This window comes from Arthrobacter sp. UYCu723 (genome assembly GCF_054059215.1).
The window spans coordinates 681,568-694,210 of sequence record NZ_JBSSBW010000001.1; the positions used below are offsets into that span (position 1 = coordinate 681,568).

14 protein-coding genes and 1 pseudogene are annotated in these 12,643 nt (G+C 66.2%); 12 read left to right on the forward strand and 3 right to left on the reverse strand.

The window, feature by feature from the left end; all coding sequences use genetic code 11:
• The first annotated feature begins 40 nt into the window (after positions 1-40).
• The 10 genes and pseudogenes from ACVWZ8_RS02965 (at position 41) to ACVWZ8_RS03010 (ending at position 8,158) form a co-directional block, all read left to right on the forward strand.
• Entirely contained in the window at positions 41-790 is a 750-nt protein-coding gene (locus tag ACVWZ8_RS02965; protein WP_456503740.1) for an ArsR/SmtB family transcription factor, read from the forward strand.
• Positions 791-995: 205 nt separating this feature from the next.
• Positions 996-1,697: a hypothetical protein gene (locus tag ACVWZ8_RS02970; protein ID WP_456503741.1), complete on the forward strand. Its 702-nt coding sequence runs from the start codon at positions 996-998 to the stop codon at positions 1,695-1,697.
• 46 nt (positions 1,698-1,743) lie between these two features.
• Positions 1,744-2,826: an IS630 family transposase gene (locus tag ACVWZ8_RS02975; protein WP_456503742.1), complete on the forward strand. Its 1,083-nt coding sequence runs from the start codon at positions 1,744-1,746 to the stop codon at positions 2,824-2,826.
• Positions 2,826-3,815 (forward strand): LuxR C-terminal-related transcriptional regulator, encoded by a 990-nt coding sequence (locus tag ACVWZ8_RS02980; protein ID WP_456503743.1) that lies wholly within the window; start codon positions 2,826-2,828, stop codon positions 3,813-3,815. The genes ACVWZ8_RS02975 and ACVWZ8_RS02980 overlap by 1 nt, the downstream gene beginning before the upstream one ends.
• Positions 3,816-3,930: 115 nt before the next feature.
• A complete protein-coding gene (locus ACVWZ8_RS02985) occupies positions 3,931-4,230 on the forward strand; it encodes a hypothetical protein (protein ID WP_456503744.1) in 300 nt (99 codons plus the stop codon).
• A gap of 38 nt (positions 4,231-4,268) precedes the next feature.
• Positions 4,269-5,414 (forward strand): flavin-containing monooxygenase, encoded by a 1,146-nt coding sequence (locus ACVWZ8_RS02990; RefSeq protein ID WP_456503745.1) that lies wholly within the window; start codon positions 4,269-4,271, stop codon positions 5,412-5,414.
• Positions 5,415-5,698: 284 nt separating this feature from the next.
• Positions 5,699-6,302: pseudogene (locus tag ACVWZ8_RS02995) on the forward strand (DEAD/DEAH box helicase); the annotation flags it as partial.
• Positions 6,303-6,473: 171 nt separating this feature from the next.
• Complete coding sequence (locus tag ACVWZ8_RS03000; protein WP_456503746.1) at positions 6,474-6,941, forward strand: SRPBCC family protein; 468 nt, start codon at positions 6,474-6,476, stop codon at positions 6,939-6,941.
• A 135-nt stretch (positions 6,942-7,076) separates the two neighbouring features.
• A complete protein-coding gene (locus tag ACVWZ8_RS03005; protein WP_456503747.1) occupies positions 7,077-7,691 on the forward strand; it encodes a glycerophosphodiester phosphodiesterase family protein in 615 nt (204 codons plus the stop codon).
• Positions 7,649-8,158, forward strand: coding sequence for a glycerophosphodiester phosphodiesterase family protein (locus ACVWZ8_RS03010; protein WP_456503748.1), 510 nt, complete (start codon positions 7,649-7,651; stop codon positions 8,156-8,158). Before ACVWZ8_RS03005 ends, ACVWZ8_RS03010 begins: the two co-directional genes overlap by 43 nt.
• 56 nt (positions 8,159-8,214) lie before the next feature.
• On the opposite strand, the gene ACVWZ8_RS03015 is transcribed toward ACVWZ8_RS03010, so the two are convergent.
• The 3 genes from ACVWZ8_RS03015 to ACVWZ8_RS03025 are packed head-to-tail and all read right to left on the reverse strand — an operon-like array spanning position 8,215 to position 11,291.
• Complete coding sequence (locus tag ACVWZ8_RS03015) at positions 8,215-8,997, reverse strand: carbon-nitrogen hydrolase family protein (RefSeq protein ID WP_456503749.1); 783 nt, start codon at positions 8,995-8,997, stop codon at positions 8,215-8,217.
• A 49-nt stretch (positions 8,998-9,046) separates the two neighbouring features.
• Positions 9,047-10,402, reverse strand: a complete 1,356-nt coding sequence (locus ACVWZ8_RS03020) for an APC family permease (RefSeq protein WP_456503750.1) — start codon at positions 10,400-10,402, stop codon at positions 9,047-9,049.
• A gap of 10 nt (positions 10,403-10,412) precedes the next feature.
• The gene (locus ACVWZ8_RS03025) at positions 10,413-11,291 is read right to left on the reverse strand and encodes a carbon-nitrogen hydrolase family protein (RefSeq protein ID WP_456503751.1); all 879 of its coding nucleotides are present in this window, start codon (positions 11,289-11,291) and stop codon (positions 10,413-10,415) included.
• 94 nt (positions 11,292-11,385) lie between these two features.
• Here ACVWZ8_RS03025 and ACVWZ8_RS03030 point away from each other — a divergent pair, with 94 nt between their 5' ends.
• Together ACVWZ8_RS03030 and ACVWZ8_RS03035 are read left to right on the forward strand one after the other, a co-directional pair.
• Positions 11,386-12,147 carry a FadR/GntR family transcriptional regulator gene (locus ACVWZ8_RS03030; protein WP_426976336.1) on the forward strand — a complete coding sequence of 254 codons (762 nt, stop codon included), beginning with the start codon at positions 11,386-11,388 and terminating at the stop codon, positions 12,145-12,147.
• A 36-nt stretch (positions 12,148-12,183) separates the two neighbouring features.
• A complete protein-coding gene (locus ACVWZ8_RS03035) occupies positions 12,184-12,642 on the forward strand; it encodes a hypothetical protein (protein WP_456503752.1) in 459 nt (152 codons plus the stop codon).
• The last annotated feature ends 1 nt before the right edge of the window (position 12,643 follow it).

Genomic DNA, 12,643 nt, shown 5'->3' on the forward strand with positions numbered 1-12,643 from the left:
ACCCTAGACATGTGACCAATCAGTCACCTATTCTGGATCTGTGGACGCCGTATTCAAGGCCCTGGCCGACGCCACCCGCCGCGATCTCCTGGATGAGCTCTTCAGGAACGACGGGCAGACCCTCCACGCCCTTGAGGCCCGCTTCGAGATGACCCGCTACGGCGTCATGAAGCACCTCAGGGTCCTGGAGGAAGCCGGCCTGGTGCTGACCCGCCGTCGGGGTCGGGAGAAACTCCACTTCCTGAATCCGGTGCCCATCCGGCTGGTCCACGACCGCTGGGTGAGCAAATATGCCGAACCATGGGCCGCTGGGCTCAGCGACCTCAAAACCAGATTGGAAAGCCCCATGGAAAAGATCTTCGAAATCTACATCAAGACCACCCCGGAGCGGCTCTGGGAGGCCATCACGGACGGCGAGATCCGCAGCAAGTACCAGTTCGGGTCCGTCATCACCTCGGACTGGACGCCGGGATCCCGGTTCGAGATGGCAACCAAGGGCGGGGAACCACTGGGCGAGGGCGAGAACCTGGAGGTGGACCCGCCCCGCCGGCTCGTCCAGAGCATGCGCGCACTGTGGGGTGAGGACGTCAAGGCCGAAGGCACGTCCCGGGTTACCTGGGAGATCGAACCGGTGGGCGATTCCTGCCGCCTGACCGTCACCCACGACCAGCTCCGCGACGGCGCTAACGAACAGCTCTACGGCGGCTGGCCGATGATCCTTTCCGGCCTGAAGACCTGGCTGGAAACCGGCGAGCTCCTCACCACTCCCGGCTCCCTCATGTACACCTGAGGCGGCCGTTGGCGCCTAACTCGGGCGCCGCCGTCGTGGTGGAATGCTCGGGCCTGTTGGCGCTTCAGCCCGCACCTTGCCGCCCCTTAACCCCGGCGGTAGCCTGAAAAGCAGATGACGGGCCGCGCCGACCACCGGTTCCGGGAGTGCCGGGCCGGGCAGCGCCCACAGGCTTAGACCCGCCACCGGGAACGGGGAAGACGGGATGTCTGCGCTCGCACACGGCCGGGAAGCCTACGCCGAACGGCGCTGGCCGGACGCCGTAGGGCAGTACACCGCTGCCGACCAGGACGCCGAACTTCCGGCCAGCGATCTGGAACAGCTGGCCACCTCCGTCATCCTCACCGGCCGCGGCTCCGAGGGAGTGGACATCCTGGCCCGGGCGCACCTGAAGTACCTCGCCGACGGCGACTACCCCGCCGCCGCCCGCTGCGCCGTCTGGACCGGGCTGAACCTCATCCTGGTGGGCGAACCGGCCCGCAGCGCCGGCTGGCTCGCCCGCGCCCACCGGATCGTCGAGGACCTGCCCGAGCCCTGCCCCTTCGAAGGCCTGCTGTCCGTCCCTGCCGGGCTGGGCGCCCTTTACCAAGGCGACGGCGTCACCGCCGCGGAAGCCTTCACCCGGGCCGCCGACCTCGGACGGGCACGTGGCGACGCTGACACGGCGGCCCTCGGTACGCTGGGCCTCGGGCAGGCAAAGATCATGCTGGGCGAGCTCAACGACGGCCTTGCCCTGCTCGACGAAGCCATGGTCGCCGTCACCGTCGGGGAAATCTCCCCGATCCCCGCCGGGATCATCTACTGCGCAGTGATCGAAACCTGCCATCTGGCCTTTGACCTGCATCGCGCCCACGAGTGGACACGGGCGCTGGACCGGTGGTGCGACGCGCAAGGGAACCTAGTGTAGCGTGTCGTTGATTCCTTTTGGTTTGAGTGTTTGTCAGACTTGATCCATGGTTTATCTGGCAAGGGCATTGGAGTTGCGTGACGGGGACCGGGGAGCTCTGGAGGCGCTGACTCGTGGGAAAGCATCCACCGCGACAGTGGCCCTGCGGGCGCGCACGGTCTTGTTGGCTGCCGACGGGCTGCCGAATATCCAGATCGAGAAGATCACGGGGTTTTCGGCACCCACTGTTTTGAAGTGGCGCAACCGCTATGCCGAGGGCGGGATCGAGGCCCTGTCCGATGTCCAGCGTCCGGGTCGGGAGCGGGAAATCGACGAGCTCGCACTGATCGCGGACACCCTGACCAACGACGGGAAGCCGCCGGCCGAGCTGGGGATCTCGCACTGGTCCGCCCGCATCATGGCCGAACGCCACGGAGTCTCCTTTTCCTCTGTGGCCCGCATCTGGCGCCGTTGGAAAATCCAGCCGCACCGGATCGAGACGTTCAAGTTCTCCACCGACCCCGCCCTGGAGTTCAAGCTCCGGGACGTGGTGGGCCTGTACATGTCCCCGCCGGAAAACGCGGTGGTGGTGAGCATCGATGAGAAAACCCAAATCCAGGCCCTGTCCCGCACCGGCCCGGACCAGCCGTTGTCCCCGACGCACCCGCTGCAGCAGACCCACGACTACAAGCGCAACGGCACCACCACCTTGTTCGCCGCACTGGAGGTCCTCACCGGCAAACTCACCGCGAACGCCTTCTACCCAAAGCACACCAACATCGAGTTCGTCGATTTCCTGGGCCGGGTAACCGACGCCCACCCCGGGGTTGAGCTGCATGTCATCTGCGACAACTACGCGACCCATAAGCACCAGAACGTCAAGGACTGGCTGGCCAACAACCCGCGGGTCACCCTGCATTTCACCCCGACCAGCTGTTCCTGGCTGAACATGGTGGAGATCTTCTTCGGGATCATCACCCGCCAGTGCCTCAAACGCGGGGCATTCAGCTCCGTGAAAGAGCTGGAAGAAACCCTGGAACGCTACATCGAGAACTACAACCAGGACGCCAAACCATTCACCTGGACCAAATCAGCGGAGTATCTCCTGGGCAAGATGAAACGCAAACAAACCATTAACACGGAACACTAGTGGCCTTCAGCGGCCAGTGCCAGATGCACCGGGCCGAGCTGTACCGGCTGCACGGCGCCTGGACCGAGGCGATCGACGCGGCCAAAACGGCGCAGGACCTCGCCTACCGCGGCGACCGTATGGCCACCTACGGCGGCTTCTACGAACAGGGCGAAATCCACCGGCTCCGGGGCGACTTCGACGCCGCCGAGGCCTCCTACCTGCACGCTCAGGAGACGGGTTTCCCGCCGCAACCCGGGCTGGCGCTCCTACGCCTGGCCCAAGGCAAGCTGGACCAGGCCCAGTCCCTGCTCCGGCAGGCCATGGACGGCGCCGACCCCGCCTACCGGCGCCGGATGCTCGCCGCCCGGGTGGAGATCGAATTGGCAGCAGGCGACGCACTGGCAGCACGGGCCGCCGTGGAGGAGCTGACCTCGCTGTGCGCCTCGATCGACATGCCCATGCTGCACGCGCTCGCCGAGCAGTCCCAAGCCGCTATCCTGTTCCACACAGGCGACCCCGGGGCTGCCCTGGTCCCGCTTCGCCGCGCGTGGTCCCGCTGGCTCAGCCTCGACGCACCGTTCGAAGCGGCCCGCTGCCGTGCCCTCCTGGCCAGGCTGTGGACCGCGCTCGGCGATGAGGAATCCGCCAGGCTGGAGCGTGAGGCGGCCCGGGCGGTATTTGCCGAACTGGGCGCCGCGCCGGCGCTGGCGCGGCTTGAGCAACCGGGGCTTGAGCGATCGGTGCCCGTAGCGCCGGACGCCCGGACAGCCCCGGCGCCAACCACCGAGAACGGCGCTCATCACGCCGCCGACGCCGGGCCGCTCACCGCCCGCGAAACCGAGGTGGTCCAGCTCGTCTCCGCCGGACTAACCAACCGAAACATCGCTGCCGAGCTGTTCATCAGCGAAAAAACGGTGGCCCGGCACCTGAGCAATATCTTCACCAAGTTGGGCCTGACCTCCCGAACCGCGGTCACGGCCTACGCCTACCAGCACGGACTCGCCTGACCTCCCTCCCTGCATAAAATCACCCACTCCCCGCCCGCCGGATTCCTCCCCGTCACATGGGAAATGGGTGATTCGCCCGATTCGCCGCGACGCGACGGAAAATAGCGTTAATGGCATGAACGTTTCATTGCTCGCAGGAATGGTGTCCACCGGCCTCTTCGCGGTGAGCTACTTGCCCATGCTGCTCAAGGCCCTACGCACGAGGGATCTTGACTCCTACAGCCTCGGCTACCTCGCGCTGAGCAACGTCGCCAACGCAGTGCACTCCGTTTACGTGTTCAGCCTCCCGCCGGGGCCGATCTGGCTGTTGCACTCCTTCTACGTCGTCGCATCCGCGCTGCTGCTCGTCTGGTACGTACGCTTCCGGTCCGGACCCGCGGGCCACCCGGCGCCACAGCAGGCACAGCGTTCATAACCACCCCATTGCACATGCAACACCAAGGAGGCACCACCATGAACACCACCCCAGCAACTGACACCGGCGTCGTCGTCGGTATTGCCGCCGTCGACACGGTCATCATCGGAGCCGGACAGTCCGGCCTGGCGCTGGGCTACTACCTGGCGCAGCAGCACCGGAACTTTGTCATTCTTGACGCCGGCACACGGGTTGGCGACGCGTGGCGGAGCCGCTGGGACTCGCTGCGCCTGTTCACCCCCGCCAAGTACAACGGCCTTCCCGGCCGGCCCTTCCCAGGCGACCCCCTCGCCTTCCCCGCCAAGGACGAGCAGGCGGACTATCTGGAGGACTACGCCTCCCGGTTTCACCTGCCGGTTCGGCCCAACACGGCCGTCACCCGGCTGAGCCACGACGGGCAGCGGTTCCATGTTACGGCCGGGACGCAGCGCTGGACGGCGGCCAACGTCGTCCTCGCCACCGGTGCCTGCCAGCTGCCCAAGACGCCGGGCTTTGCGGCGGAACTGCCGTCCGACGTCGTGCAGCTCCACTCCCACAACTACAAGAACCCTGCCCAGCTCAAGCCCGGTCCCGTCCTGGTGGTGGGGGTGGGCAACTCCGGGGCGGAGATCGCCCTGGAGACCAGCCGCACGCATGAAACCTGGCTGGCCGGCAAGCCGAGTGCCGAGATCCCGTTCCGGCACGGCCGGACCGCGGCCCGCTTCTTCCTCCCGGTGGTCCGCTTCGCCGGGATGCACGTGCTGAACACCAACACGCCGGTCGGGCGCAAGGTGCTGCCCAAGATTGCTGCCATGGCTACGCCATTGATCCGCACCAAGCTCTCGGACCTCGGCGCCGCCGGCGTCCACCTGGTGCCGCGGGTCACCGGAGTCCAGGACGGCGAAGTAAAACTCGACGACGGTCAGAGCCTTCCGGTGGCAAACGTCATCTGGTGCACCGGCTTCACCGAGGCCTACCCATGGCTGGACATCTCGGCGCTGCCCGCGAACTGGCGGGAGCAGCAGCACCGCGGGATCGTGGATGCACTGCCGGGCCTGTACCTGCTGGGGAAGGATTTCATCTTCTCGGCAGCATCCGAAACCCTCCCCGGCGTGTGCCGGGACGCCAAGTACTTGGCGAAGCGGCTGGCTGCCACTCGGGCTCCGCAGGACGAAGCGGAGGTCCAGAGCGGGCTGGCGGCATAACGCACGCGGACACCTCCTTGGCCGGGCCATACCGTGAAGGGACGATCAGCGGCCGGCGCCGGCAGTAACTCAGGAGGACTGGCTTCAGCGCTACAGCTGGACCGTCTCGCTGGCACTGCTTCTGGCGGGCCATTGCCTAGCCGGCCCCCTGGACAGATTGGCTGCTCTCCAGGGTGCGCCTGACAGAGGCCGGAACCATCTCTCAGTAGCAACGCCAAGCGTTATGCTGGGACCCTCGGCTGAAGCCACCCGGCCATTGGATCGCACCCTACGGAGCTGCCATCATGACCGAGGCATTTTCCCCCGCAGTCGCCACCGACACCGCTGAATCCGGCATCACTCCTGATCCCGACGCCGGCCTCCGCCAGCTAGCGGCCGGCATCTTCGGACTCCCCCATCTCCGCGCCGGTCAGCTCGCCGGGATGGAGGACCTCGTCACCGGCCGGGGACGTCCTCGCCGTGATGCCCACCGGCTACGGCACGTCGGCCATTTGCCAGGTGGCGGCGCTGCAGCTGCACGGGAAGCATAGCCAGCAGAAAGCGGGCGGAAACCCCAGCCAGCCGGGCAGCGCACGGCGCGGTCCCGCCGTCGTGGTTTCCCCGCTGATCGCCCTGCAGGAGGACCAGCTGGACAGACTGCTGGAGACGCTGGGCGGGCAGGCCGCCGTCGCCATCAACTCCGGCCACAGCGATTCCGAGGTGGACGAGTCCTGGGCCGCCGCCGAACACGGCGACGCCGTCTTTATCTTCCTCGCCCCCGAACAGCTCGCCAAGGCCGAAACCGTCGAACGACTCGCGGCCCTGGACGTCGTAGGCCTCACCGCCACCGCTTCTCCACCGGTGCGCGACGAAATTCAACAGCGCCTGCGCATGAAGGACCCCCTGGTGAGGCATGAGGCATGAGGGGACGTGATCACGGTGCTGTTCGAGCAGGAGGGCTACAAAAACGCTGTCCCGCCAGGCCGTGACGGAAGGCAAGCTGCTAAGGCTTGCGAACTGACAGACGGCTGCCAGCCCGATCCCCTTCCGTCAGCGTCCGCGCGATGCCAGAGTTAAGTCATGAACGAGGCAACCGGGAATGAGGAAACAGGCGGGCTGGTCCTGAGCCTGGAATGCACGCTCGATGCTCCCCCGGAAGAAGTTTTCAGGATGCTGACGGAATCGACCGAACTGGTGAAGTGGTGGGGTCCGCACGGCTTCACCATCCCTGCAGCTGAATTGAACCTCACGGAAGGCGGCCGCTACCGCTTCCGCATGACGCCACCGGACGGCGAGCCGTTCCACCTATCAGGCGAGTTCCTGGAGATCGATCCTCCATGGCGCCTGGTGTACACCTTCCGTTGGGAGGAACCGACACCAGACGACCGGGAAACCGTCGTGGACCTGTCACTCGGGAGTACCGGCGAAGCCGCGCGCCTGGTTCTCTCGCAGGGACCGTTCCTGACGGACGAGCGGCTGACCCTGCACCGCAATGGATGGACCGAGTCGTTCGAGAAATTGCAGGCGGTATTGGGCAGTCGCACTTGAAACCGCGCGGCCGCGCGCCGATGAAGTGTTTCACCCGAGGTCCAGCTCCCCGAACTCCCCAGTCCTCTCGCCTCCCTACGGTGGTCGAGTCGCCGGCGCAGCGCCGGTAACCGTCATCCAGGAGGAACCATTCCCATGCGCACACCCCTGACTGCCGCGGCTGCCGCCGCGCTCATCGCTTCGCTGGCGAGCCCCGCCGTCGCCGCGTCCACCCCCGAAGCCGGCACCGCGCCGTCGTCGAACGCTTCCGCAACGGCTGCCGCAACCGCAACGGCCCGCATCAAAACCAACGAGAGCAACGGCTCCTTTGACCTGCAGGCCCACCGCGGGGGCCGCGGCGAGTGGACCGAGGAATCCCTGGCCGCATTCGCCAACTCGCTGACACTCGGCGTGACCACCCTGGAGCTGGACACCCACCTGACTACCGATGGCAAGGTCATCGTCTGGCATGACGACACCATCCAGGCGGACAAATGCCAGGACACCGCAGCGGCGACTCCCGGCGACCCGCAATTCCCATATGTTGGGGACCGGGTCGCCGAGCTGTCGCTCGCGCAGATCAAAACCCTGGACTGCGGATTCACCCAGCCGAACGGGTACCCGGAACAGGACGTGATCGAGGGCAACCGGATCGCCGAGCTCAAGGACGTCTTCGGGCTGGTGCGCGACGCCGACGCCAAGAAGTCCGCTTCAACATCGAGACCAAGGTGGAGGACGGGAAGTCCGGCGGCGAGGGCATGGTGGCGCTGACCAAGGCCGTGGTCGAGGAGATCCACACCGCCGGCACGGCCGAGCGCAGCACCGTGCAGTCCTTCGACTGGTCCTCACTGAACCTCACCAAGAAGATCGCCCCGGAGCTCCCGCTCGTCGCCCTGTCCAGCGGCGACGCCTGGCTCGAGGTCGGCAAGCCCGGCGCCAGCCCCAACCTCGGCGGCATCGACATCGACACCTACGGCGGATCCCTTGCCAAGGCAGCCGCCGCCCAGGGCTACGACATCATCTCGCCCGCCTTCTCCTCCGTCACCCCGGCAATGATCACCGAAGCCCACGAACTCGGCCTGCCGGTCATCCCCTGGACCGTCAACACCACAGCGGACATGAAGCGGCTGATGGACCTCGGCGTTGACGGCATCATCAGCGACTACCCCACCCGCCTGCGCACCGTTCTGGAAGAGCGCGGGATGAAGCTGCCCAAGGCCTACTCACCGAAGGCCTAGAAGCACGACAACGGCGGGGGCGGCCACTCAATGGCCGCCACCGGCGTTTGCCACGGCTAAGGCAGCCGCCGCTGCCGGAACATCGGGAAGGCCTCCCGTACCCGGGCCACCGTTTCGAGCGAGATGTCCACGGCCCGGACGCCGGGTTCGAGGCCAAGGTCAGCTTCAATGAACCCCATGGGATCGACCAGAATGCTGCGTCCCACGGAGACCGGGGGCGCCTGGCACACCCCTGCCACATACACACTGTTCTCGATGGCGCGCGCAGTATTCAACGCCAGCCATTGCTCGGTCTTGTGGGTGCCCGGCACCCACGACGAGCAAACCAGAAGCACCTGGGCGCCGGCGTCGGCCAGCGACCTGGCCAGTTCCGGGAACCGCAGGTCATAGCAGGTCATGAGGCCGAACCGCGCTCCTCCCGACTCGAACACCACCGGGCTGGTGGAAGGGCCTGGCTTGATGAACCGCGATTCCCCGAACCCCTGGGCGTCGAAGAGGTGGATCTTCCGGTACGCGGCGAGTTGGTTTCCGTCCGGACCGAAGGCCACCAGGGTGTTGTAGGCCTGATCCGGCTTGCCGGATGCTTCCACGACGCCCGCCACCAGCGCTATGCCGTGGCGGGCGGCGGTGGACGCGAGCTCCCGGCAGATGGGGCCGTCCAGCGGCTCGGCGACTTCGGGAAAGGAGGCGTCCACGACTTTCTTTTCGTACGTGGCGTACTCCGGGAAGGCAACCAGCGTGGCGCCGTCGCGCGCAGCCGCCGCAGTGAAGCGGTCGATCGCGGCAAGATTGGCCTTGATGTCTGTGCCGGACTCCAGCTGCCCGAGCGCTATCCTCACATCTGTTCCTTCCGGCTTGTTGGCTTCAGTTCCAGGAGAACGGGCCGCCTTAGACGGCCGCCTCGACTGTCGCCTTCTCCGTGGCTGCCATTTCCGGCGGCGCCGCTTTGAAACCGCGGGTGATCAGCGCTAGAACTATGACGCCCAGTGCAAGCCACGACACTCCCAGCGTAATGGCGTTGCTGTCCAGCTGGGAGAGCAGGTATGCGCAGACGATGGCTCCGACGGCCGGGACCGCCACGTAGGAGACGGTGTTCAGGCGGTTTCCGGCCCGGCGCTGGCGCACGTAGTGGAAGACCACGGAAACGTTGACCAGCGTAAAGGCGGTGAAGGCACCGAAGTTGATGAACGACGTCGACGTGGCCACGTCCAGGAAGATCGCGATCAGCCCAACGGTGCCGGTGATGACGAGGTTCACGACCGGAGTGTGGAACTTCGCACTCAGCCGGCCGAAGACCGCCTTGGGCAGGACGGAGTCGCGGCCCATGGCGTACATCAGTCGGGAGGCGCTGGCCTGCGCTGCGAGGCCGGAGGCGAACTGCGCCACCACCAGCCCGGCGAGGAAGACCGCCCCGAACAGCTGTCCACCGATCTGCAGCGCAATGGAGCTGGCCGCGGAGGCCGAGTCCTCGAAGACCCCGCCGGGGTGGACCAGCTGGGTCACGTAGGACACGGCCACGAAGATGCCGCCGCCGATCAGCGCGATGAGCATGATGGCGCGGGGCATGTTCTTGCGCGGTTCGATGGTCTCTTCGGTGAGCGTGGTGACGGCGTCGAAACCGAGGAACGAGTAGGCGGCGATGGCGGCACCGGCCGAGATGGTGGCGAAGCTGGACGTGTCGTTGAAGAACGGCTGCGTGCTGGCCAGGCCGGCTGCGCCGGAGGTGGACACCACGTTGCCGATGGCCAGGGCCACGAAGAACACGATCACCAGCAGCTGGAACGCCATCAGGACGTAGTTGGCCTTGTCCGCCACCTTGATGCCGAGGATGTTAAGGACGGTGGTGATGAGGATGAAGCCCACTATCCAGAGCCCGATGGGGACGCCGGGAAACTGCGCGCTCAGGTAGGAGCCGCCGATAAGCCAGATCACCATGGGCAGGAAGAGGTAGTCCAGCAGGATGGCCCAGCCCACCAGGAACCCCACCCGGGGATCGATGGACCGGCGCACATAGGTGTAGGCGGAGCCGGCCACGGGATAGGCGATGGCCATCCGGCCGTAGCTGTGGGCCGTGAACAGCATGGCCGCCATCGCCACCAGGTAGGCCGACGGCGTCGCCCCGCCCGTGGTTTCGGCGATGAGGCCGAAGATGGCCAGGACGATCAGCGGGGTCAGGTACGCCAGGCCGAACAGCACCAGCGAGGGCAGCTTCAGCGTGCGGGTCAGGGTGGGTTGTGTTGTCACGAAAGCTTCCTTAGGAATTGAAGGACTGGGGCGTCCAGGTCACCGGATTGATCCGGCCCTGATAAACGGGCAGTTCGACGGCGGCCTCGCCGTCGCGGAACTGGGACCAGGGGCGGTTGAGGTTCTCGGTCCCGTGGGTACGGACGTGTTCGACGGCGGCAAGGTCCAGGTCCGCCGTGAGCAGCACCGGAGCGTCGTCGGCGGCCTCGGCCAGGGTGTTTCCCTCCGGGTCGACGATGAGGCTCATGCCCTTGCCTGTTGGGCCGGCGCAGTTGACGCTGACCACGAAGACCTGGTTCACAATGGCGTTCGCCTTTGCCAGCACCAGTTCCTGCCGGCGGTCCGGCGTCGTGGTTTTCACGACGTTGAGGATGACCTCGGCGCCCATCCAAGCGAGCTGGCGTGACACCTCCGGGAACCAGGCGTCGTAACAGATGTTCAGGCCCACCCTTCCGACGCCAGCCAGGTCCACGGTGGTGAACCGGTCGCCGGGGTCGTAGGGCTCGAACGGGCGCCAGGGGAAAACCTTCCGGTAATAGCCGGCAAGCTCTCCCTCCGGGGACAGGACCAGCTGGGTGTTGAACAGCTGCCCTTCCGGGCCGCGCTCGCACACGCTGCCCGGCACCAGCCAGATGCCCAGGTCCCGGGCGAGCTGCCGGAGCTCCTTGACCCGGGGGCCGTCCAGCGGTTCGGCGGAGGCTTGGAGCACTTCCGTGCGCTGCTGGTCGGGGTGGGAATCCCCGAACAGGTGCAGCTCCGGAAAGACCACCAGCCTGCTGTGGGGCTGGACGGCGAGGGCGGCCGTGACCTCGTCCGCGAACGCCGAGACGGGTTCACCGATGAGCCGGGGCCGGGCCTGGGCAGCGATGAGGGGAAGCGTGCGTTGCATGGTGTTCTCCACGTTGAGGATGTGATCTGCACTATATTAGATCAGAATGATCCAATTATGGGAAGAGGTGGGATTGGGCCGTAAAGTAGCGGATATGACCCGTCAGTTGGAGGACACCGCCGACACTTCGCCCATCGGCGCCGGCAGGCTGGCCGGAATCGACCGCCGAAGCGCCATCGACGCCGTCCGGCTGCGGATCGGCATGGCAATTTCACTGGGGCTGCTGAAACCCGGCGAGCGCCTGCCCGACCAGGAGGACGTGGCCCTGGGCCTGTCGGTCAGCCCGATCACCGCCCGCCGCGCGCTGGCGAGCCTGGCGGAACAGGGCGTGGTGGTCCGCCGCCGCGGCAGGGGCGGCGGAACGTTCGTGGCCGACGAGCCCCCGCGGAGCGTGCTGGCCGAACTCTCGGCATCACCAGCCGAATCCCGGGCCGTGAACCGGCTGGTGGACCGGAGGCTGCTCTTCGAATGCGCCGTGACGCACTACGCGGCGCTCAACGCCACGACTGAACAGCTGGACGAGCTCGACCGGCTGACCCACGCCATGGCCGAATCCACGGACTGGTCCGACTACCACCAGGCAGACGAGCAGTTCCATCAGCTGGTGGGCACCGCGTCCGGGCTGGGTACCGCCGTCGAGGCCTACCACGAGACCCTGGCAGAGCTCTATGCCTACTTCATCCCCTACCCGATCGAGCTGCTGCACAAATCAAACTGCGACCACGTCGCATTGGTGGCTGCCCTGCGTGCCGGCGATGGCCAGGAAGCCGTGGAGGTCTCGCGCAAGCACGTGGACATCCTGCACCGGACGATGTTCATGGGCCTGACGGACGGCGCCACGTCGGCGCCTGCCTGATGCACGACGGCGGATCTCACGTGCAAGTATTCACTTATGACTATCGATGGCGACACCGCCAAACTCCTAGCCTTCATGGACTCCCACGGCATCGACGCCTCGACTGAGGTTAGCCGTGGTTGGGCTTCCATCGGAGCGATTATCGTCGATGCCTCCTTGCAGCGACGGCAAAATTACCAGGCGACCGTGAAGCCGCGCGTTGACGCTCTTCTTGTCGCATGGCCAGACGCCAGAACCACAAGTGGGTTCCGGAAACGTCTTGCTACGGGAACCCTCTCGGAAGTCATCGATTGGCCGTCGCCGGGCCGCCTTGCTCAGATAGACGACTTAACCTGTGTGTTCGAGGATCAGGGCATCGAAACTGTAGAGGAACTCCGAGCCAGACTCACCGACCCAGCAAGAAGGCCGGTTCTTCGTGATGCCCTCGCAGCTGTACGCCATGTGAGCCCTAAGCCTGAATCCACCGGTTGGGTTTGGGCCGGTCCGGCGTTTTAAA